Origin of the sequence: Solibacillus sp. FSL W7-1436 (assembly GCF_038007305.1) — a bacterium.
GTDB lineage: Bacteria > Bacillota > Bacilli > Bacillales_A > Planococcaceae > Solibacillus.
On record NZ_JBBOWV010000001.1, the window covers coordinates 603,487 to 625,238 of the forward strand.

General features: G+C 39.2%; 20 protein-coding genes. 10 read left to right on the plus strand and 10 right to left on the minus strand.

Annotation, left to right across the window (positions count from 1 at the left end; genetic code table 11):
• Positions 1-166: 166 nt before the first annotated feature.
• Positions 167-760, minus strand: coding sequence for a hypothetical protein (locus MKX73_RS03050; RefSeq protein ID WP_340716239.1), 594 nt, complete (start codon positions 758-760; stop codon positions 167-169).
• 483 nt (positions 761-1,243) lie between these two features.
• On the opposite strand from MKX73_RS03050, the gene MKX73_RS03055 reads away from it, so the two are divergent.
• Together MKX73_RS03055 and MKX73_RS03060 are read left to right on the plus strand one after the other, a co-directional pair.
• The gene (locus tag MKX73_RS03055; RefSeq protein WP_340716240.1) at positions 1,244-1,486 is read left to right on the plus strand and encodes an ABC transporter; all 243 of its coding nucleotides are present in this window, start codon (positions 1,244-1,246) and stop codon (positions 1,484-1,486) included.
• 244 nt (positions 1,487-1,730) lie between these two features.
• On the plus strand, positions 1,731-2,546 hold the full coding sequence (locus MKX73_RS03060) for a polysaccharide deacetylase family protein (RefSeq protein WP_340716241.1): 816 nt from the start codon (positions 1,731-1,733) through the stop codon (positions 2,544-2,546).
• Between the two features lie 249 nt (positions 2,547-2,795).
• Here the strand turns inward: MKX73_RS03060 and MKX73_RS03065 are convergent, their stop codons facing one another.
• The 5 genes from MKX73_RS03065 to MKX73_RS03085 form a co-directional block, all read right to left on the minus strand.
• On the minus strand, positions 2,796-4,364 hold the full coding sequence (locus MKX73_RS03065) for an IS1182 family transposase (protein ID WP_340715958.1): 1,569 nt from the start codon (positions 4,362-4,364) through the stop codon (positions 2,796-2,798).
• Positions 4,365-4,716: 352 nt separating this feature from the next.
• Positions 4,717-5,967, minus strand: a complete 1,251-nt coding sequence (locus MKX73_RS03070) for an Nramp family divalent metal transporter (RefSeq protein ID WP_340716242.1) — start codon at positions 5,965-5,967, stop codon at positions 4,717-4,719.
• A gap of 152 nt (positions 5,968-6,119) precedes the next feature.
• The gene (locus MKX73_RS03075; protein WP_340716243.1) at positions 6,120-6,749 is read right to left on the minus strand and encodes a helix-turn-helix transcriptional regulator; all 630 of its coding nucleotides are present in this window, start codon (positions 6,747-6,749) and stop codon (positions 6,120-6,122) included.
• Between the two features lie 19 nt (positions 6,750-6,768).
• Entirely contained in the window at positions 6,769-7,689 is a 921-nt protein-coding gene (locus tag MKX73_RS03080) for a glutaminase (protein WP_340716244.1), read from the minus strand.
• Positions 7,667-8,650, minus strand: a complete 984-nt coding sequence (locus MKX73_RS03085; RefSeq protein WP_340718835.1) for an agmatinase family protein — start codon at positions 8,648-8,650, stop codon at positions 7,667-7,669. Before MKX73_RS03085 ends, MKX73_RS03080 begins: the two co-directional genes overlap by 23 nt.
• A 363-nt stretch (positions 8,651-9,013) precedes the next feature.
• Between MKX73_RS03085 and MKX73_RS03090 the strand changes: the two genes are divergently transcribed.
• The 8 genes from MKX73_RS03090 to MKX73_RS03125 all read left to right on the plus strand — a co-directional run bounded on the left by MKX73_RS03090 (position 9,014) and on the right by MKX73_RS03125 (position 17,362).
• Positions 9,014-9,718 carry an L-2-amino-thiazoline-4-carboxylic acid hydrolase gene (locus MKX73_RS03090; protein ID WP_340716245.1) on the plus strand — a complete coding sequence of 235 codons (705 nt, stop codon included), beginning with the start codon at positions 9,014-9,016 and terminating at the stop codon, positions 9,716-9,718.
• A complete protein-coding gene (locus tag MKX73_RS03095) occupies positions 9,715-10,929 on the plus strand; it encodes a Zn-dependent hydrolase (protein ID WP_340716246.1) in 1,215 nt (404 codons plus the stop codon). Before MKX73_RS03090 ends, MKX73_RS03095 begins: the two co-directional genes overlap by 4 nt.
• Before the next feature lie 308 nt (positions 10,930-11,237).
• Positions 11,238-12,071: a PHP domain-containing protein gene (locus MKX73_RS03100; RefSeq protein ID WP_340716247.1), complete on the plus strand. Its 834-nt coding sequence runs from the start codon at positions 11,238-11,240 to the stop codon at positions 12,069-12,071.
• A gap of 38 nt (positions 12,072-12,109) precedes the next feature.
• Positions 12,110-12,862: a sugar phosphate isomerase/epimerase family protein gene (locus MKX73_RS03105; protein ID WP_340716248.1), complete on the plus strand. Its 753-nt coding sequence runs from the start codon at positions 12,110-12,112 to the stop codon at positions 12,860-12,862.
• Positions 12,840-13,619, plus strand: coding sequence for a 5'/3'-nucleotidase SurE (gene surE / locus MKX73_RS03110; protein WP_340716249.1), 780 nt, complete (start codon positions 12,840-12,842; stop codon positions 13,617-13,619). The genes MKX73_RS03105 and surE overlap by 23 nt, the downstream gene beginning before the upstream one ends.
• Positions 13,616-14,653 (plus strand): ABC transporter substrate-binding protein, encoded by a 1,038-nt coding sequence (locus MKX73_RS03115; RefSeq protein ID WP_340716250.1) that lies wholly within the window; start codon positions 13,616-13,618, stop codon positions 14,651-14,653. The genes surE and MKX73_RS03115 overlap by 4 nt, the downstream gene beginning before the upstream one ends.
• Before the next feature lie 2 nt (positions 14,654-14,655).
• Positions 14,656-16,353, plus strand: coding sequence for an ABC transporter permease (locus MKX73_RS03120; RefSeq protein WP_340716251.1), 1,698 nt, complete (start codon positions 14,656-14,658; stop codon positions 16,351-16,353).
• Positions 16,343-17,362: an ABC transporter ATP-binding protein gene (locus tag MKX73_RS03125; RefSeq protein ID WP_340716252.1), complete on the plus strand. Its 1,020-nt coding sequence runs from the start codon at positions 16,343-16,345 to the stop codon at positions 17,360-17,362. Before MKX73_RS03120 ends, MKX73_RS03125 begins: the two co-directional genes overlap by 11 nt.
• A 171-nt stretch (positions 17,363-17,533) precedes the next feature.
• Here MKX73_RS03125 and MKX73_RS03130 read toward each other — a convergent pair whose 3' ends face one another.
• The 4 genes from MKX73_RS03130 to MKX73_RS03145 all read right to left on the minus strand — a co-directional run bounded on the left by MKX73_RS03130 (position 17,534) and on the right by MKX73_RS03145 (position 21,748).
• Positions 17,534-18,631: a YkvI family membrane protein gene (locus MKX73_RS03130; protein WP_340716253.1), complete on the minus strand. Its 1,098-nt coding sequence runs from the start codon at positions 18,629-18,631 to the stop codon at positions 17,534-17,536.
• A gap of 89 nt (positions 18,632-18,720) precedes the next feature.
• Positions 18,721-19,827 (minus strand): o-succinylbenzoate synthase, encoded by a 1,107-nt coding sequence (gene menC / locus MKX73_RS03135; RefSeq protein WP_340716254.1) that lies wholly within the window; start codon positions 19,825-19,827, stop codon positions 18,721-18,723.
• The gene (locus MKX73_RS03140; protein ID WP_340716255.1) at positions 19,824-20,636 is read right to left on the minus strand and encodes a GNAT family N-acetyltransferase; all 813 of its coding nucleotides are present in this window, start codon (positions 20,634-20,636) and stop codon (positions 19,824-19,826) included. The genes menC and MKX73_RS03140 overlap by 4 nt, the downstream gene beginning before the upstream one ends.
• Positions 20,633-21,748 carry an amidohydrolase gene (locus MKX73_RS03145; RefSeq protein WP_340716256.1) on the minus strand — a complete coding sequence of 372 codons (1,116 nt, stop codon included), beginning with the start codon at positions 21,746-21,748 and terminating at the stop codon, positions 20,633-20,635. Before MKX73_RS03145 ends, MKX73_RS03140 begins: the two co-directional genes overlap by 4 nt.
• Positions 21,749-21,752 lie beyond the last annotated feature (4 nt).

Sequence of the window (21,752 nt, forward strand, 5' to 3'; positions counted from 1 at the left end):
AACGAAATTCTCTTTACTTGAGGCGTTATTTTCAATTTTTGGAAGTGTTAAGTAATACATAAGGGAGTATTGGTTGGAACTTTACACAATTAATTTTCAAAAGGCATGTTTTGAATAGAACTTCCAAAACATGCCTTTGCATAATTTAACATAACTTTTTGAAACGTTAATCTATCTTCATCCTTCTTTTAAAATCTTCAATTTCAAATGGTTCATTATTTTCTTTCATCCTGCTGAATTCATTAAGTAATTCCTCCTGCTTGGCCTGAATTTTCCTTAACTCCTCCATTTGCGCTTCCCGCTCACATTCTCTCGCATATTCGATGGCGCAATCCTTTAATGTCTCGGCAAGATTGTTTAATAGATAATTTTCAAATTTGTCCAGTATGTTCCTATCTAAATATTTCGGGCCTATATTGAGTGTTTTTAAAGCATTGTCTAGTTCCATTTCCTTCTGATTCAATTCATTTATTTGGTGTTTATTATTCTCCAGCTTTTGATTTGTTAATTTTGTACTTGTCCGAAATAGGTAAATAAAAGCCGATATGATGACGACCGTATTTATATAGAATATCACTTCAGGGTCAAAATCGAATAATCCTAATAAAACAATCGATAAGGTAGTGACGAATAATAATTTCATGAAGGAAATCGGGACCGGCTTTCTAAGTTCCACTAAGGTATTTTCAATTCTTGCTTTATCTGCCATTAGTTGTTGTGCTTGCTTTACTTCACCTAAAACCAACTGCTTATTACTCATGATTGTATCCTCCCAAAATTCCAAGTCATTTCATTTCAACTTAGTTTGGTCGTAACAACAAATTCTAAACATCATATTAAATGAACGAATCATTACTCCTTTTTGATAAGCATTCCCAATGCTTATCTAGTGCAGGCGATTACAATAGTTGTTCATACACCCGGTTCGTCATTATTATTTCAATGTAATATTTCAAATTGGATTCTCTTCCAAACAGCACTTCTAAATTCCCTTCCTATCCCCCGTACCTATGAACACTTATTAAAGCAAATAGCCCGATTAAAGCACAATATCTCTCTATTTCCGATTGATGAATATTATCACCTCTAAACTTGTGCATTCCGAACAAAATAATGCATTTTATTATATTGCCATAAAATTCACCTTTGATTCAAATAAGTCTTAAGTCTTAATTTAGATAACCTAACGATATTTCCTGCACACACATACTTTAATAAGGAGTAACTTTAAGGAGGTGATACTATGAGTAACCAATCTGGTATTTTAGGAGTTTTCCTTGGATTCCTTACAGGTGTGGTATGGCTGCTACTAGCTTTATTAGGCTTCATTACTGATTTTTTAACATTAATCGGTCTAGATGGAGCTCTTGGAGACATTTTGAACATTGTAGTTGCGCTAATCGGCTTCCTCACTTCTGTTTGGTTTGGACTATGCCTATTCAAAAAAGCATGGCGTTATTGCAGAGGGCATAAACATGGATGTTAATGGATTAACGAATAATTAAGGAAATGCATATAGGGAAAAGCCGCCTTCATCTAGATGACAGGCGGTTTTTTTATTAGAAATTGAATTGTTTTATATAAGCATCAATAATAAATTGATTTTGATCAGAAAGCAGTATTGGCTAATAAATTTTTCTGCAACCATACATACTACAGCAGAGGTGGATTAAAAAACCATAGCGGAAATCCATTGTATGATTGAGACAAAAAAGAAAGGAGATGAATGGATGAAAGAACGAATAGTCATGTGGTTGTTGGTTACGGGACTTTTATTTTGCTTGCCTCTAACAGATATTATGAACGTTCATGCATTACAGGATACTGCTGAACGAGATTTATCTGACCTTCAAGCAGAAAATGAAAATTCTGATTCCGAGCAGCCTGTTGACCTAAGAATTTTACAACAGCGGTATCCGGAAATATTTTTCCTGCAAGGTCCTACAGATCAAAAACGAATCGCGTTAACGTTTGATGATGGTCCCGATCCACGATTTTCAAATGACGTATTGGATGTATTAAAACAATACAATGTCCCGGCAACATTCTTCGTATTAGGTTCAAAAGCCATCGCTAACCCGGAAATCGTCAAACGCATGCAAAACGAAGGGCATGTAATCGGAAATCATACCTACGCCCACCCGAATCTTGTCGAAGAAGCCGACCTCGAAACGCTTGAGAGGGAAGTAATGAGAACGGAAGATGCTCTTAACGAAATTATTGGTTACCGGACAAAGTTATTCAGACCACCTTATGGCTTCCTGTACAATGAATTGGTCGAGAAGCTTGGGAACATGGACTATTACGTGATTGCCTGGTCGGTTGATTCGTTGGACTGGCAGGAAGACCCGCCGGAAGTTATTACTTCGAAAGTAGTAGACAACATTCATCCAGGCGCGATTATTCTCATGCACGATGGTGCAGAATCGTCCGGGGATCGCACAAACACCATCTTATCACTTCAACAAATCATCCCAAAACTGCAAGAGCAAGGCTATGAATTTGTCACAGTTCCAGATTTGTTGAATATTCCATTTGAGAAATAAAACATTAAAAGAAATGGCAGCACCTTTCAAACAACAATTGCTTGAAAGGTGCCTTTAAACAGTTGGACCATGCTACTTTTGTCAGCTTTCTCTAGTCAAACTTACATTATCCAAGGTATTCCCCAGTTCTCCACTAATCACCGATAAGTTGGGGTTGGGACAGAATTAGTTCCAGTTTACGCAAAAAGAGAAATTGCACAATGCAATTTCTCTTTTTTGCGTTTTATAAAGAAAATATTGGAAGAGGTGTTATCCTCTTACCGCATACTTCCTTAAATTTGTGGCCATTAATGCCAAACCTATTTCGTTAGTAACTTTCGATTTTCCACGAACAGAAAATCGACGGAAACACAAATTAGCCTTCAAGAATCCAAAAACTGGTTCCACGTCGATTTTACGTCGACGATAAATGGCAGCCGTTTTTTCTTCTGAAAGCTTCACTCTTACTTCTTCTTTTTGTTTTTCCCATTTCTCATTAATCATGAGTCTACGATTTTTACCTTCTGCAGCTTTTGTACATTTTGTACGGAAAGGACACCCTGTACATTCCTCACATTCATAGATTTTAAATTCTCGTTGGAAACCCGATTTATCTGTACGAACAGAGTTATATTGGAATCGTAATCTCTTTTCATTTGGGCAAATGTAGACATCGTTTTCTTTCTCATACACCCAATTACTTGTCTTAAAAGGATCATTTTTATATTTTCGCTTCTGTTCGTTCAAGTATTGATTAAATGTAATGAGTGGAGTTCGTTTGCGTTTGTTAAGAATATCATGGTAATTCTGTTCACTGCCGTATCCGGCATCCGCTACAATATGTTTTGGTAACTCGAAATAATTTTCTTCAATTTGACTAAGAAATGGAATAAGTGTTTTCGTGTCTGTTGGATTTGGAAATACATCGTACGCGAGTGTATATTGACCTTCTGTAGCGATTTGTACATTATACCCTGGCTTCAATTGGCCGTTTTGCATATAGTCATCTTTCATCCGCATAAATGTTGCTTCATGATCCGTCTTTGAATAACTGTTACGTGTGCCAAACACTTCAAAATCTTTTTGGTATTTCTGCTTTCTTATGATCCAATCATGTACTTGTTTGAGGATTTGCTTCGGTGTTTTTCGTTCGCTACGTAATCTTTTTCGCTCAATGACATCTTCAGAATGTTCTATTTTGCTTGTATAGTCGTCGACTACTTCTTCTAGGTGATGTGCTACTTGAGTTAACTCTTCTATCGATAACTGCTCATCACTTTCACGTTTGATTTCAGGAATAATTTGATGTTCCAATAACTCATCGTAAAGTTTATTTGATTTTTCTACGAGGTTGGTATGATGTTTTTCCACTGATTTTTTCCAAACAAATGTGAACTTATTGGCATTTGCCTCAATCTTTGTGCCATCGATAAAAATCGCTTCTTGATCGATGAGTTTTTCTTCAACTAGCTGACAGCGGAATTGTACAAAACATTGGCGAATGAGTTCCTTCATATTGGGATGTACACGAAAACGGTTAATAGTGCGATAACTTGGTTCATATCCTTGGGCAAGCCACATCATACGGATACTGTCTCTTGTCAGATCCTCTATTTTTCTTCCTGAAAAAGTGGATTGTGTGTAACCGCATAAAATCAGCTTTAGCATCATACGTGGATGATATGATGGACAACCAGTATGGTGAATAAAAGGAGCGAAAGCTTCGTTCGGAATGCTTTCGACCAAATGATGGATAGAAAAGGCAATATCATTTTTATGTAACTTTACTTCTAAATCTAGCGGTAATATAATTTGATTCATGTTATAATCTTTAAACATAGGGACACTTCTTTCGTTTGAAATTTGGTTGTAGGATACTTAAATTTTAACAGAGAATGTCCTTTTTTCATGCCTGAAATTATGCAGAGATTTACTTGATATAGAAGAAAAATTAGTTGTTCGGAGTGAAGGCGGCGACTCCCAGGGGACAAGCACGTGGGAGAGACTACAGGCTCGAGCCGTGCCCCCAGGAAAGCGTCCGCCGTAACGGAGAACAACGACTACATAGTAGACACATAATAATAAAGCCGTTCAAACTTTACTCATCGTAAAATTTGAACGGCTTTTGATTTTGAGGCGGATTTTGTCCCACCCCCTTTAATCTATGCCCTTATGAAGAATGGGCAGTATGTTAAGAAAATGTTGAGATTACATCCACTAAACTATACCCGCCCAAGAAAATACAAACAGATACGATAATAATACCTATAATATTTGTCACTAGCTTATTAGAGTATTCACCCAATAATTTTTTGTTGTTCATAATGATCAGTAAATAGATCGCAACTATCGGTAACAGAACACCGTTTAAGGCTTGTGCCAATAATAAAATTTGCATCGGTTCAAAACCTGTGGCAGACGTTATAATACCAATGATGATAATGACTGTGAAAACAATTTTAAAGTTCTTATTTTTCATGCCACCCTTCCAACCAAAAAGACTGGAAAGTGTAATTGCAGCACCTAGTGGACTTGCTAACGCTGAAGAAAAACCTGCTGCAAAAATACCCACACATAAAAATACTTTAGCCCATGATCCGAAAAGTGGTTCAAGCTGGATTGATAGATCGGCTACCGATTTAACTTCCGAACCTAACATAGTAGCACCAGCTGTAATTAAAATCGCTGCTGTAATTAAACCACCGACACTAATTGAGATAAGTGTATCTAAGCGCGCATCTTTCAAATTTGATGGCTTATTCCAGCGGTCTTGCACCATAGTAGAATGCATAAAGAAATTATAAGGTACAACCGTTGTACCAATTAAAGCAATAACAATCAGTATAGATCCTGATGGTAACGACGGAACAAATGAACCTTGGAAAACAGCCGACCAATCTGGCTTAACAATAAACATTGTCGTTATGAAAGTTGCACTCATCGCGACAATAAGAACAATCATGATTCGCTCAATCATCTTAAAGCTGCCCGTAAGACCTAATATCAGAATTATAATACCAATAAATGGACTCACCACATTAGCCGGAATATTAAATAATGTCGATACCCCCATCGAAGTACCAATGAGATCGCCTGAAATATAAGCTGCACAACCAACAGCAATGGCAATGGCAACGAGCCAAATCGATCCGAATTTTAGTAATGGCTGTTTAAATTGTTCAGTTATCGCTTGGCCTAAATCTTTTTTCGCAATAATACCAATTCTAGCGGCCATTTCTTGTAATAGAATTGTTGTGACAATAGAAAATAAAACTGCCCATAATACAGAATAACCAAATGAAGCACCCGCTCTAGTAGCGGTTGTTACTGTACCAGGTCCGATAAACGATGCTGTTACTACAGCACCAGGTCCAATTACTTTTAACTTTTCTATAAACCCCGAGCTCTTTTTTTCTACTACATTTTCTTCAACTTGCTGCATAAACATCCCCCTTGCGAAAAATCATTTTTCCTACAATTAAATAACTAACGGAAGAATTATTTTCATTATTCAGAAATTTAAAATTATATTTTTTAACAAAAAACACGGTTCAAAACTGCTAATATGAACCGTGCTCTTTTATTGCCTATAACTTAGTTTTCCAGATAGTTGTAAACAGTCTGTTTTGTTACTTGTAAAATAGTAGAAACTCTATCCATCGAACCTTGAACTAAGAAGACACCTTTTTTATCTAATGCTTTTACAAATTCAATCTTCTTGTTCTTCGATTTTATTGGAAGAGTCATATTCAATTCCATCAATGTCGTTAAAATAATTTGTTCGAACATCTCTGTTATCGTTGAGGCATAACTTTCACGAATCTGATTGGCACCTTCAAAGGGTGATAGTAAATCAGATAAGTAATGCTGCAAATTCGATAATTCGGTAACATTGTAGTTAATTCCTAACAACCCGACAACTTTGCCTTCGTTATCACGAATATATACAATGGAAGATTTGATGCTTTTCCCGTTTTTCACATTTGAATATGTACCTAAAATATCCTCGATTTCACCATCATTATTTTTGAGCTGCTGTAAAACGAAATCGGTAATCGGCGCACCTAAAGTCCTCCCGGTCAAATCACCCTTAATATAAATAATCGATTTATCCATTTCAGAGAAATCATGAATAACAACTTCACATGTTGATTTGAAAATGGCATATATTGCATCTGCTATTCGAATATAAGGTTCAAAAATCGCATTTCTGTTTTCCATCATAAGCTTGTAAACCTCCAAATTAGAAATTCCCAAAAAAATCTCGAAGGTAATTATAACCCTTTGCGCTGTTTCCTTCACTGTTGAGTAAAGGACTATAAATACCTAGACCTATATTATCGGAATGAAGTGCATCAAGGCAATACGAATAAGCTATTATACTACCCGAAACACCGCTTTTGGCAGGTATATACTTGTCATTAACTGAAAGGGGTGAAGCACGGTATAAACCGCATTGTACCATTGCTTCATGTACAACTAATGCGGCCTCATGCTTATTACACACCATTTCCTGAAATATAAAACCGATTTTGGCAAGATCTTTTGTTGTCATCTTTAATGCGCATAACTGCAAATAGGTATTTAACGTACCTTCAATGGAATCCTCCAAAAACCCCAACAGCTGTAACTTTCCAGCGATTTCATAGTTAGTATAACTATTGCGCTTTTCGAAACTGTAAACTGATTCATCTACAGCAGAGTCTACCTGAAAATATTGTCTAACAAATTCGATTACCGCATTGACCTTTTCAATATGATGATCCCCTTTTATCATAGAAGCAATTGTTAAAGCACCTGCGTTGATAAAAGGATTTAGTATTAAATTATCGCTAAGAAATAAATCTGCAGACACCGTATTATAATCAACCGTTGAAGCCGATAGCTTCATTTTATGTGATACTTTTTCCGGACCATAATACTCCAGCACATAGAACAGAGTTATAAACTTAGAAATACTTTGTATAGTAAATGGCTGGTTGAATTGCCTGTTGGAATAAATCTCATCTCTTGAAAAAGCAATAGATACTTCAAAATACTGACTATCTTCCAATTTAGGTGTTGGTAATGTTATAGGAATATAACCATCTACAGTCACATTCTCATATTTTTGTGCCAGCTGATCCCAATCATATTTTACATTACGCGATAGTAGTTGCTTCATTTGCTTGGGTCATAGCTTTACTTTGTTTATAAACAACATCGCCTGCTAATGCATAAAGTAGTAACGTGGAAGCAAAGTGTGCTGATAGCTGAGTCGGGTCCTGCTGAGGATATACCTCTACAAAATCCATAGCAACTACACCTAATTTAGTCAGTTCATATACTAAAGTTAATAATTCATAAGATGTTAAGCCATTTCCATCAACTGGTCCTCCTGGATTAAACGCGCAGTCCAGTACATCACTGCAAATACTTACATATACACAATCCACATCCTGAGAGGCTTGTTTATAAATATCCGCTGCAAGTTGACGAATATTTTTGTGCTCGCGGATATCATTTACAGTAATTGTTACTGCACCGGCTTCACGTGCATACTTTCCGCTTTCCGGCCAGTTACGCGGTCCGTGAATGCCTGTATGGATAATGCTTTCGTTCCGTACATTTTCCTCTTCATATAAACGAGCAAACGGGCTGCATCTTGCATATTCATCACCTTTATGTGAAGGCATATTGTCATAGTGTGTGTCCAGATGAACTATGCCGACTTTTTTGCCCTTTTGTGCTAATCCACGAACAATCGGATATGTCACACCATGGTCACCGCCAAGTCCAATCAGGAATTTCCCCGAATCCCATAAATCAGCAGCAAAGTTTGTAATACGGTTCATTGTTTCATCTACATCAGCAGGGACAATATCAATATCCCCTACATCGCCAAGACGTACATGTTCAAACACATCAATATGATCTAATTCAGGTAAATAACCAGAATAGCGTGCTGAACATAAGCGCATAACTTTAGGACCTAATTCACAACCTGTATAATCGCCCCAAGTAACAGCACCTTCCCATGGAATACCATAGATAATTGCATCCACTTCTGAATAATCCTTTGTTTTTGATAAATTTTTTGCACCTAGCATACATGGTGTGTTGCCGTAAATATTTGTCAATTTCATCATTCCCCTTTTAATTAAAATAAAATTTAAGACTAATTTTAAAAACATTTCAAAAATAACAGTTAGTTTTTTTAAAATTAATAAAATATTCATCAATATTTATAAACATTTTAAAATGTATTACTCTGAATTGTCAAACTAATTATTTATTTAATTTTCACAAAAATTTAACATTTTAATATATTTCATAATTTATTGACCTAAAAACTTCGCCCAAACTCTTGTAGCTCTAATAAAATCATGACTAATTTCCCTTAATCGAAACTTTTTCAGTCGACGAGAAGTCTGAATATTCATTTGATTTATTCGGATTTTGCCTATTATAATAAAACCCAGCAAGTGAGTTTAAGAGGGGGATGCGAGATGACACAGGAAAAATTACTGATGAAGGCACTATCCATGGATATTATTACTGCCAAAATGTTTACAGAATTGGATACATCCATTACAAAGGCATTTGGAAAACATGGACAAGAACTGATTTTTAAAGGTTTGGAGGCTTATGGTTTGAAGGATGCGGAGCTATTAGCAATAAAAGCAACAGCAGAAGGTGAAAATCATACATTTTATAATTATTTACCATTTGAAATTGATGGCCCTATCCAGTATTCAGAGCTTACACCTTTCGCACGTTTCTCCAAAATGTTTGCCTATATCGCAAAAGAAGTTGTAGATGTTTATGGTGAGGACGGACAACTGGCAGTAAAAGAAGCAGTACGGATATATGGTGAAAAACGCGGAAGCGGCATTGCGCAACGTGCTCGTACAAATGGTTTGCCAAATTCAGTCGAAAATTATTTAAACAATTATGATATGGGGCGCAGCGACTTATTTAAAATCGATACGACATACAAAGAAAATGCCATTGAACAAACTTTCTGGCATTGTCCACTTGGGCAGCAATGGGCAGACGACAATATGCATGAATACGGTATTTTGTACTGTCAATCCATCGACCCGGCAGTGGCATATGGCTACAATAATAATTTTGAAGTAATCCATGATGAATATGTATTAAAAGAAGGTCAGTGTCATTTCATTTTCCAAATGAAGGATCCACAATCATGATTCAAATCGAACGTATTTCTAATAGACTAAATGAGGTCAACCGCATTGGGTTTGATGAACGGACGGGTGGCATCAACCGCCATTCCTTTACAATAGAAGAACAGCAGGCTATTGACCTTATCACACAATATATGCAAAGAGCGGGCATGTCTGTTTCAATCGATGCGATCGGGAATGTCATCGGGCAAATGGGACAAGGAGAGGAAACGATCATGTTGGGCTCCCATATTGATACAGTGCCAGATGGCGGACGCTTTGATGGACTTCTAGGTGTGATTGCTGCAATTGAAGTGGCACAAACCCTTTCGGAAAATCACTTTACATTCAATAAAACATTAAAAGTAGTGGCATTTAAAGATGAGGAAGGAACCCGTTTTGGTTTCGGTTTAATCGGCAGCAAAGCGATGGCAGGTTTATTAACCGAAGAACATTTACAAATGACCGATGCAAATGGTATTTCTATAGCGGAAGCGATGCAATCATTCAATTTATCCCCTGCCCTCATAAAGGAGGCAGAGATTCAGCCAATTTCCGCTTATTTAGAATTACATATTGAACAAGGAAAAGTACTGGAAAATTTAGATGTGCCCGTAGGAATTGTGACGGGTATTGCAGGACCGCTATGGCTTGAGGTGACAATTGAGGGATTACGTGAACACGCCGGTGCAACTCCGATGAACATACGCCAAGATGCTTTAACTGGAGCAAGTGAAATCATTGTGGAAATCGAAAAGATGATCCAACAATATGCACCCGCAGTGGCTACTGTAGGCAAGCTAAATGTTGAGCCGAATGGCATTAATGTAATTCCGGGTAAGGTTGTTTTTGTAATCGATTTACGAGATATTGATGAGCAGCTCATAACGAAGTATGAACAAAACATTTTGCAAATTGCCCAAACTATAGCACATCGTCGCCAATTAAAGCTGACAGTCCGTGAACTACAAAGAGTGAAGCCTGCCCAAGCAGATGCGGTTATTCAGCAATGCCTGGCAACACAAATCGAAAAACACAATCTGCCTGTTCACCATTTAGTAAGTGGTGCCGGACATGATGCCATGTTTTTAGCTCAAAAAGCACCGATGGGCATGCTGTTCGTCCGTTCAAAAGACGGTATTAGCCACAATCCTTTAGAGTATACAAGCTTAAAGGATATAGAAATAGCTACACATATTTTATATGACACGACTGTTGCATTATTAACAAAATAGTATAGTAGAAAATAATAATCGCACCCATTTGATTCTATGAATGGTATCAAACCTCCTGATTTGTGAGTCGTTGCTAAGACTCTCAATCCAGGGGGTTTTTTTATATAAAACCACCAAATCCCCTTCGGTAATATACCCCCGCCATTATTGAGACAATGTAAAGAAAGCATGTTAATGAATTGTAAATGAATTAATAAAAAGAGCCCTCCACCTAATATTTCTAATAAATCACAATTTACTAATTATTAATAATTTCCGAATACTTCCCTTTACATTTAACCCGTAATGTTATCGGTGGAGGTGAGGAAATGCTTATTGACTTGCATATGCATACAAATTGTTCAGATGGTGAGCTGACACCTGAGCAACTAGTCACTTTAATACGCGAACGACAGGTAACGCACTTTGCGATTGCAGATCATGACACCATAAAAGCATATGAACAACTCGCAAATACGGAAATTACGCACTCGACTTTAATTACGGCATTGGAATTTAATACAGATGGTCCAAACGGCGAACTACATATTTTAGGATATGGTCTGAATTTACAAAACGAACAGCTCATCCAATATTGCGAAATGCGCAGAGAAGAACGTATTCACTGGTCTAAAAAAATAGTGGTTAAGCTTCAGGAGCTCGGCTATCCAATCGATTATGAAAAGGTTCAACAGCGTGCTGAGGGCGGCATCATTGTACGTACCCATATTGCCGATGAACTTGTGTCATTAGGCTATTTTGAAAATGCTCAAACCGCTTATGAAAAGCTATTAACAAAAGGTTCCCCTGCCTTTGAAGTCCGAAAAGGGGCTACCTCAGCTGAAGCAATTCAGATGATTCATCATGCTGGCGGTTTGGCTGTGTTGGCACATCCAGGAATTTATAAGTTTGAATATTCTATAGAAAAAGTGCTGGCAGAAGGAATTGATGGCATCGAAGTATTTTATCCTCTTCATAGCGAGGACCAGATTATACATTTCAAACAAATCGCAGACAAATATAATCTGTATAAAACGGTTGGCAGCGACTTTCATGGTGTGAATTCCAGAAGCCCCTACTTACCCGGGTCTGTCGTTTACGAAGAAGCCGATGTTGTTCCTTTCCTCGAAGCATTAAGCAAAAAAAGTGGTGTGAACGTATGAATTTATATGCTTCAACTACGTTATTTTGGGGCCAACCTTTGGAAACTATTTTTCAAAAAGTACATGATGCCGAATTACAAGGAATTGAATTGTGGATGGAGCAAATGCAATTGGAAAATTGGTCGCTGCCGAAAATTGAACAGCTTATGCAGCAATACAATTTAGCCGTGTCTATCCATGCCCGGAGCTGGGACTTAAATTTAGCCTCGCTCAATGAAGAAATTCGGAATGCATCCGTTCATGAAATCATGAATGCGCTCTATATGGCCAAAGCATTAAACTGTCCATCGGTTACGATTCACCCAGGCCGAAAAATGATTGCCAGTCATCCACGTATAATTTACGAACAAGCGATGGATAAAAGTTTAGAAACATTATATGAAGAAAGTAAAAAAATCGGCGTTAACATTTCTCTTGAGTTGCTCGAAAAGCTCCCGAAAGAATTATATTTTGAACCCGAAGCATTAAATCGACTGCTCGAAAAGTATCCATCATTTAAAACGACATTCGATATTGCACATATTGGGCTGCAAGACAATATTGAAGAAAAACTTTGTCAGCTGCACAACATCGATAAAATTCATATTAGTGATGCGACCGAACAGAAATTTCATGTTGCGCTTGGTACGGGTCAATTGCGATTGCCGACAACACTTTGGCAGCGTATTGAAGAACAGAAAGTGCCCGTTGTGTTAGAGGGCTTATGCTATGACGATACGATGTTTACGCAACATCTCAACTATTTGAAGAAGCTGGAGATAATAAATCATGAACTTTTTAGTTACAAATGATGATGGGATCTTTGCACCTGGTGTCCGCGCTCTTGTCGAAGTTATCAGTAATTTTGGGCAAGTGTACGTTTGCTGTCCCGACCAGGAAAGAAGTGCCATTTCTCATTCAATTACATTACGGAAACCGTTAAACATTCAAAAAACCGATCTTTTCGGTGAGCATATTCAAGCGTGGTGCATTGATGGGACCCCTGCCGACTGTGTAAAACTAGCATTGGATGTCCTTATCAAAGAACCGATTGACTATATCATTTCCGGTATTAATCTCGGTTCAAATATTGGAAGGGACGTCTACTATTCCGGGACGATCAGTGCTGCAGTGGAAGGTGCTTCGCTCGGTTATAAAGCATTTTCCATATCTGTAGATGCCTATGATACGGAAAAATTAAATTTAAAATACCCAAAGCAATATTTATATCAATTTTTACAACATTTTCTTCACCAAGATTTAAAAAACGGGACGGTCTATAACATCAATCTTCCATATGTTGAGCCCGAACATTATTTAGGCCCTGTCGTGACCGATCTTGATTTATCGGTCAAACGCTACAAACATGTGCATATTGAAGACGGGATGGGACAGCTCTTTTATTGGCTAAAAGATCATCGTAAAACAATCGAAAGTGAAGCGGGCAATGCAGACTTTTCATTAATTACGCAAGGTTATTTAACCATTACCCCTTTAACCGTCAGCTTTATCAATCAAGATACATTACACCAAACCCAATTATTGATAGAAGGAGCTCTTAAAAAATGAAAAAAATGTGGATGACTGCGTTATTATCAACAGCAATTTTAGCAGCATGTGGATCAACTGAGGAAAATACTGAAAAAGAGGTTAATGCCAACGACAATACAGCAACTGATGCTGAAGCAACAATGGATGGAACAGTTAGCTTCTATACTTCCCAACCTGAAGCTGATGCGACAAAGCTGATTTCAGAGTTCAATAATTTATATTCAGAGGTAGAAGTTGAATTATTCCGTTCAGGAACAGAGGAAGTTGTCGGGAAGATCTTAGCGGAAAACACAGCCGGCGATATTCAGGCAGATGTGCTGTTACTGGCAGATCACGTAACATTTGAAAACTTGAAAAATCAGGATTTACTGGAAAGCTACGATTCTCCGGAGAAAGAAAATATTTCTGAAGAATTTATCGATAAGGACCTAACATATTACGGCACAAAAGTAATGGCAACAGTAATCGGTTATAACACAGAGGCGGTTACAGAAGCACCGACATCTTGGAGCGTATTATCAGAAAAGGCGAATGAAACGATTATGCCTAGCCCTCTTTATTCAGGTGCTGCTGCATACAATTTAGGAATTTTCACACGCAATGATCACTTCGGCTGGGATTATTATAAAGCATTAAAAGAAGGCAAAGCGACAGTTGTTCAAGGAAATGGTGCGGCATTAAAAGGCTTGCAGGCTGGTGAAAATAACTACGCCATGATTGTGGACTATTTAGTAAATAATGCGGCAAATGAAGGTTCACCGATCGCCATCGCTTACCCGGAAGAAGGTGTACCCGTCATTACAGAGCCAATCGCATTAGTAAAGGATGCGCAGGATGAAGAAGCAGCTCAGGCTTTCATCGACTTCGTTCTTTCTAAAGAAGGTCAGGAGCTTGCGGCAAGTTTAGGCTACGCACCAATCCGTTCAGATGTTCCAGCACCAGAAGGACTTAAAGGTGTAGATGAACTAAATGTATTATCAAGCGATGTAGAAGAGCTTTATAGTGGGCGCGAATCAGATAAAAATGAATTTAAAACATTATTCGGGGAATAAGAATGACGGATTTTACAACTCAAAGTAATACAAAAGCAACACAAAAATCTTCTGCTTTACTGTTATCGAAAAAAGGGCTCATCACCCTTTCTTCGGTACTTATCTTTATATTTTTCATCGTGCCGATCCTGCGCCTTGTTTGGCAAAGCTTTCAATATGATGGCGCATTGTCTCTGGAACATTATATGACCATTTTAAGTGAGCCTTTCACTTGGAATATGCTTAAAAATACGGCGTTCATTGTCATCGTCTCTACCATTTTAGCTTTAGTGTTGGGTGTGACCTTTGCCTGGATTATGGCGTATACCAATTTCCGCGGAAAGAAATGGATTCAGATTTTTATTATGCTGCCGTTTATTATTCCGTCTTATATCGTGACGATTGCCTGGACCCAATTCGTCAAAGATTTACCGATCACCGTTAATTTATATTCACTGACGGGCATCGCATTTTTACTAGGTGTTTCTCATTTTCCATTAGTCTATATGTTTACTGTAAACGTATTAAAACGCATTCCAAAAGAACTTGAGTGGGCTATTCGTACATCCGGCGGCAGTCGAATCAAAACATTCCTTGTCGTCACATTACCATTATCATTGCCTGGCATTATTGGCGGCGGCATGATCGCGTTTCTTTCTAATTTAGATAATTTCGGCATCCCTGCTTTTTTAGGCATTCCTGCGAATATTACGGTGTTAAGTACAGCCATTTTCCAGGAAGTAATCGGCTACGGGAATAACGCTTTTGCAAGAGCTGCCACATTATCAGTGTTGCTTGCTTTAATCGCCCTTATTGTGACAGGGCTTCAGTGGCTACTTTTACGCCGCTCTAAAGTAATGGAAACAAGCTATATCGATCATACGCCAAGAGTAGATTTAGGAAAGTGGCGCAGCTTAGTCGAAATCATCGTTTGGGCAATTGTTCTATTATTTAGCATCGTGCCCCTGCTTTCCATGCTAAAGACTTCGTTCGTCAAAACATATGGCATGTCTCTGACGCTCGATACATTCACGCTCTACAATTACAACTTTTTGCTTTACGACTATAACAAAGTTGGAGATGCCCTACAGACGAGCACGATATTAGCGATTGCCACAGCTGTTATTTGTGTCGTTGCAGGGACTATTATTGCGTATATGCGGATTCGGAAAAACTCAATATTTTTGAAAACACTTGAGCTGATTGTCGCTATTCCGTACACATTACCAGGGATGGTGTTGGCTTTGGCGATGATCCTTGCATGGATGCAGCCAATTCCGGGTTGGAACCCTGGCATATACGGCTCCATCTGGATTTTACTTATTGCCTATGTTACACGTTTTATGTTTTTGCAAGTGCGAGGCAGCAGTACAGCGATTATGCAAGTGTCTGCTGACTTAGAGGAGGCCGCACATATTAGCGGTGCTTCGGTATGGGCGAAATGGAAATCGATTTTACTGCCACTGTTTTTACCGGGTATTATTAGCGGCTCTGTTCTTGTCATTTTAAATACATTAACAGAATTAACGGTCTCTTCCCTGTTATGGTCAAGCGGTGCTGAAACAATCGGCGTGCTAATTTATAACTTTGAACAAGCCGGGTACACGACATACTCAACGGCGTTCTCCGCTATTGTTTTACTATACATGTCTATTTTCGCCGGACTACTCTATGGGATAAGTGCATTAATACGTAGAAAGAGGGTTTCGCATGATCACTGAATTAAAAAATATAAAAAAATCTTTCGGCTCCACAGATGTGTTAAAAGGAATCGATTTAACAATTGAAAATGGTGAATTTGTAGCGATTGTCGGTCCTTCAGGCTGTGGTAAAACGACTTTGCTGAAAATTCTCGCTGGATTTGAACGTCCAACGAGCGGCGAACTTTTAATGGATGACGCATTAATGAATCAGGTACCGCCAGAACACCGCAATATTAGCTTAGTATTCCAATCATTTGCGTTATGGCCGCATATGAAAGTAAAGGAGCAAGTGGCATTTCCTCTAAAGCATCACCGGTTTGTTAGTGAAGCTTTCAAAAAACAGCCGGATGTACGCGTAGAAGAAATGTTAAAAGCCATGAGCATGAGTCACTTGGCCGACCGCTACCCCCATGAACTTTCCGGCGGGCAAAAGCAGCGGGTTGCGATAGCACGAGCTTTAAGTCCCGCCCCTGCGCTGATTTTAATGGATGAGCCGTTAAGCAGTCTTGATGCCAAACTGCGCATTGAACTGCGCTATGAAATCCAAAAAATTCATCGCCAGTTTAAAAAAGCGATCGTCTACGTGACGCACGATCAGGGTGAAGCATTGGCAATGGCTGATAAAATTGTCGTGATGAATGCCGGAAAAATCGAACAGATCGGCACACCACAGGAAATTTATTATTACCCGGAAACACCTTTTGTTGCAGACTTTGTAGGTAAAGCCAACCTATTGGAAGGAACATGGGACAATGATCAGTTTTCCCCGGCATTAAGTCCAGATGTAACGTGGCATTTCCCGAAAGTTTCTACATACTTTAAACAAGCTGGCTTATGCCCATTACGTCCAGAGCAGCTTAAACTTACAGCCGATGATCGACATGGCATTGAAGTCGAAATCCAAAACGTCCAATTCCAAGGCCGTGAGATGATCTACACAGCGCTCGCTAACGAAACTCAGTTAACCATAGTTTCAGATGCAGACACTCGCATTCAAATCGGTGAACGCTTGCTGGTTGGGACATGAGATACGATTCTCATGTCCCATTTCTTTTTGGTTGAAAACTATCAGACCCCTGTTACGAACTTCTGCATAAAAGCTATATAAAAAGTATCTCATTAAAAATTAGTCAGTAATTAAAAAAAGAGATGCACCGTTTACGGCACATCTCTTTCCGGGAAAAATAGCAACTTAAGTCTAGGACACTTCCCTATTCGAAAGATGTTTAAAATGTATAGTTTCCGCTTGTTTCAACTTTTTTCGTCGAATCCATGCAACAATCACGACAAGAATTAAAGCAAACCCTAAATAGCCCATCGTTGAGTAAACTTTCCCTACTAAACTTGTGAAGCCAACTAGGCTTGCAGCAAATCCTGCCAAACCAACGATGATGACAGCTGGCTTGAATGACTTTGATTCTGGTGCAAAGAAGCGTACGGTAAAGGCATAGAACATACCGACTGCCGTATTGTACATCATCCCTAGCAATGCGATTGACATAAGAATACCTACCGCTGGATGAATTTGATTTGCTAGCTCTAATGTTGGCATATCTACCCCTGCCACCACATCGATTTTTACGAACATCGCGACATTGATTAAAATAATTAATAACCCTAGCATAATCCCGCCAAAAATACCGCCGCGTCCTGCTACTTTACTATCTTTCTCTGTACCACCCATCACGATTAACAGCGCAGCACCCGCAGCGATATTATAAGAAACATACAATAATGCGCCAATAAACCAATTCCCTGCCGCTGCCGGCTGCTCCTTTGCTAAGTTATCTGCTTGTGACCATGAAAGATCCATCGTAAAGATCGAATAGATTAATATAACAAAGATAACCCCCATTAAATACGGAGTTACACTCGCAATTATATTAATGATGTTTTTCACATTTAATAATAATGTCGCAATCGTTAAACCAACCATTATAATGCTGCCAACCATAGGATCAATGCCAAACATTTGATTGAATGTAGAGCCTGAACCTGCAAACATCACAACCGCTACCCCAAATAAGAAGAACGTGATCAGGAAGTCTAAAATGAAGCCTAAATAGCGACCACTAATTTGATAAATAACCCCTTTATGGGAAGAAACCTGCATTTCCGAGCCTAGCTGTGCTAATGTCATACCTAAAAAGGCAAAGGCTAATGAAGCGAGAATCCCCCCAACTAGCCCCAGCGTACCATAACTTGTAAAATACTGCATGATTTCTTGACCAGAGGCAAAGCCCGCGCCGACTATTAAACCGACGAAAGCACCTCCTATTTGTAAACTTCTTTTCATAGTGCACCTTCTTATTATTTGAATTTTCTGATAAAATAGTCCGTAAATTTCCTTAAGCACAAACATTCGTGCTTAAGGAGTTATTTGGATTAGTTATATGTTTTCTTTTCGACCGTATAAGATTCCACTGTTTCACGATTAATCGCATAGCCGATGCCAGCTGTTTGCGGTACCTGGATATAACCATTTTCCGCCACTACCTCAGGCTCGATAATATCCTTTTCCCAGTAGCGATTCGAGCTCGCTGTATCCCCCGGTAGAATAAAGTTCGATAAAGTTGTCAGTGCTACATTATGTGCACGTCCCACACCCGACTCCAGCATGCCGCCACACCATACCGGAATGCCCTTTGATTCGCAATAGTCATGAATTTTCTTAGCTTCTGTTAAGCCACCGACACGACCGATTTTAATATTAATAATTTTTGTCGCACCGATTTCGATTGCTTTACGTGCATCCTCTAATGAGTGAATGCTTTCATCCAAGCAAATCGGTGTTGTCATTTGTTTTTGCAGTGTTGCATGATCGATAATATCATCCGAAGCTAAGGGCTGTTCCACCATTGTTAAGTTAAATTCATCAAGCTGCTTTAAAAGTTCCACATCTTCTAGACGGTAAGCAGAGTTGGCGTCTGCCATAATCGCCACATCCGGGAATTTTTCACGTAGTGTACGCATCACTTCCACATCCCAGCCTGGCTTGATTTTTACTTTGATGCGCTTGTAACCGTCACGTACATATTCATCTACTAAAGCGACTAAATCCTCGATCGATTTTTGGATTCCGATACTAATTCCTACCTCGATCTGATCCTTTGTACCGCCTAGTGCAGCTGCTAGTGTTTGATTCGTTTGTTGGGCATAAATGTCCCAAATTGCGCCTTCAATTGTTGATTTCGCCATATTGTTTTTACGGATTGGCTCAAAAATAGCACTCACTTCATCGGGATGGTTAATTTCTTTATTTAAAATTAACGGAATCAAATAATCCTCCAGCATGTGCCAGTTTGTTTTTAACGTTTCTTCGTTATACCATGGTGAGTGGAAAGCTACAGATTCACCCCAGCCGATTGTCCCTTGTTCATCTTTTGCTTCAAGTAATAAAAAATCTTTATTTGTAAATGTGCCAAAGCTTGTTGTAAAAGGTGCCTTTAGCTTCATTTGTAAATGCCTAATTGTAATTTCGGTAATTTTCATGATTGCGTGCCTCCAAGTGCTAATGTGTCTTTTCGTACAAAAATATATTCATTCCACGCTTCCTGCTGCTGCAAGCGAACAGCTGCGTAGCCCGCTGCAAATAATGCCTGGCAAGCTTCTCTCACAACTAATCGCCAGTGCATCGCATGCTGCTGACTCGAAGCCTTTAATTGTTGGAAATCCTTTGGAACAGGTAAAGCATAAACAGGCTTCGTGAAATCTACGTTATGTAACTTGATCTTGCATAAACTTTCCTGCTCCCAAACCATTTCACCAACCGGTACCGGATTTTCGAAATCAGGTTGGATAGACTGCGCTACATAATCAGACGTTAAATACCAATGCACCTCAAAACGATCCGATGGTAAACCTTTATTAAAGCCATCCTGCATTTCGCCATAACAGTTTTCCAGGTACGTATCACAAATGCCGTTAAGCTTTGTTAGATTTAAATAACCATTGCGTGTTTCAAGTGGATCAAATGTCCATACCATCAGGTCATAGCCTTTTTGAATTGCGATTTCACGCTGCGCATTTTTCAACTTTTCCCCGATTTTTTGAGAACGATAGGCCTCATCAATGCCAAGCATATGTGAACATAAATAGGTTTTGCCATTATTGAGTGCCGCAAAGCCGTAACTAAAGCCGACTAGTGTTTCGCCTTCATAGGCTCCTACCATAATGCCGCCATGCTTGACCGCTGTTAATGTTTGATGTGTCGGCAGGGGGGATATTTGCCAAATTTGCTGCTCAAGCACTTGCACTTGCTGCATTTCTTCTAGTGTCGTTAGTTCTTTTATTAAAATCATATTTGATCGCTTCTTTCTAAATGCTGTAACGCGCCAAGTAATGCCCGCTTTATTATTTCTACTCCTGTCTCAAGCTGATCTTGGTTGAAGGTCATTTGCGGATGATGTAACCCCGGTGTGACGCCACAGCCTAAGCCGAGCATCGTCGTTTTTAAATGCGGCTTCGTATACGCATAAAAATGAAAATCCTCGCCTCCCGGTGTCACGATATCCGGTGCACAATACTCGATCCCAACCGTTTCAATAATCGCCTGTCGCATAATGGCTTTTGCTTCTTCATCGACCTGTGCTGCCGCAATATGAGCGCCAATTGTTGTCGTAATGGCTGCTCCGTATAATGCACTGACAGCATCAATGGCCTTTTGTAAACCCCTTGTGAGCGCATCCATTGTGTCATTCGTTTGTGCGCGCACATCTAAACTAAATGTCGCGGTGCCTGGAATGATATTTGTTGATGCACCCCCTGCTTGAATCTGGGTCATTTTAATAGAGGCGCTTTCCTCAGGTTTGATCCATATACGTTTTAGCGCATCTACAAGTGCGGCGGCAACTTCAATTGCATTTATTCCCTGCTCTGGTCTTGCGCCATGTGCTTCGATACCAGTAATGGTGCCGTTAATGAGTTTTGCTGCCCCATGATAGATCGCTGGTGCATGATAACCTTCTGCAAGTTCCACAAGCGGGCGTACATGTGTGCCAAACAAAAACTGCAACGTATTGACTACGCCGCGTTCCGCAATCGCCTTCGCACCGGCTGCCTTTTCTTCTGCTGGTTGGAATATAATCCGTACTGCACTCGATAGATGCATTTTTTGCAAGGCAAATGCCACTCCGAGTGCCATCGTCATATGTCCATCATGCCCACAGGAGTGATTGGCCTTGAAGATCCCATCTACTTCCTGCCACAGGGCGTCGATATCTGTGCGGAAACCAACTTTCGGGATACCTGGACCAATATCCACATACAAGCCAGTCATCCCCTCAAATAATATGGGTGTAAGCCCTGCTTGTGTGAGCTGCTCTGCAATAAATTGTGTCGTTTCTACCTCCTGCCAGCTCACTTCAGGATGATGATGTAAATGCTCAAATATTTGGTTTAAACTTTTCTCCATACGG

Coding starts and splice junctions, on each gene's coding strand:
- surE (WP_340716249.1), top strand. CDS start 12,840: ATGAACTTTTTAGTTACAAATGATGATGGGATCTTTGCACCTGGTGTC.
- MKX73_RS03100 (WP_340716247.1), top strand. CDS start 11,238: ATGCTTATTGACTTGCATATGCATACAAATTGTTCAGATGGTGAGCTG.
- MKX73_RS03060 (WP_340716241.1), top strand. CDS start 1,731: ATGAAAGAACGAATAGTCATGTGGTTGTTGGTTACGGGACTTTTATTT.
- MKX73_RS03130 (WP_340716253.1), bottom strand. CDS start 18,631: ATGAAAAGAAGTTTACAAATAGGAGGTGCTTTCGTCGGTTTAATAGTC.
- MKX73_RS03080 (WP_340716244.1), bottom strand. CDS start 7,689: ATGAAGCAACTACTATCGCGTAATGTAAAATATGATTGGGATCAGCTG.
- MKX73_RS03120 (WP_340716251.1), top strand. CDS start 14,656: ATGACGGATTTTACAACTCAAAGTAATACAAAAGCAACACAAAAATCT.
- MKX73_RS03075 (WP_340716243.1), bottom strand. CDS start 6,749: ATGATGGAAAACAGAAATGCGATTTTTGAACCTTATATTCGAATAGCA.
- MKX73_RS03090 (WP_340716245.1), top strand. CDS start 9,014: ATGACACAGGAAAAATTACTGATGAAGGCACTATCCATGGATATTATT.
- MKX73_RS03085 (WP_340718835.1), bottom strand. CDS start 8,650: ATGAAATTGACAAATATTTACGGCAACACACCATGTATGCTAGGTGCA.
- MKX73_RS03050 (WP_340716239.1), bottom strand. CDS start 760: ATGAGTAATAAGCAGTTGGTTTTAGGTGAAGTAAAGCAAGCACAACAA.
- menC (WP_340716254.1), bottom strand. CDS start 19,827: ATGAAAATTACCGAAATTACAATTAGGCATTTACAAATGAAGCTAAAG.
- MKX73_RS03115 (WP_340716250.1), top strand. CDS start 13,616: ATGAAAAAAATGTGGATGACTGCGTTATTATCAACAGCAATTTTAGCA.
- MKX73_RS03065 (WP_340715958.1), bottom strand. CDS start 4,364: ATGTTTAAAGATTATAACATGAATCAAATTATATTACCGCTAGATTTA.
- MKX73_RS03140 (WP_340716255.1), bottom strand. CDS start 20,636: ATGATTTTAATAAAAGAACTAACGACACTAGAAGAAATGCAGCAAGTG.
- MKX73_RS03145 (WP_340716256.1), bottom strand. CDS start 21,748: ATGGAGAAAAGTTTAAACCAAATATTTGAGCATTTACATCATCATCCT.
- MKX73_RS03095 (WP_340716246.1), top strand. CDS start 9,715: ATGATTCAAATCGAACGTATTTCTAATAGACTAAATGAGGTCAACCGC.
- MKX73_RS03055 (WP_340716240.1), top strand. CDS start 1,244: ATGAGTAACCAATCTGGTATTTTAGGAGTTTTCCTTGGATTCCTTACA.
- MKX73_RS03125 (WP_340716252.1), top strand. CDS start 16,343: ATGATCACTGAATTAAAAAATATAAAAAAATCTTTCGGCTCCACAGAT.
- MKX73_RS03070 (WP_340716242.1), bottom strand. CDS start 5,967: ATGCAGCAAGTTGAAGAAAATGTAGTAGAAAAAAAGAGCTCGGGGTTT.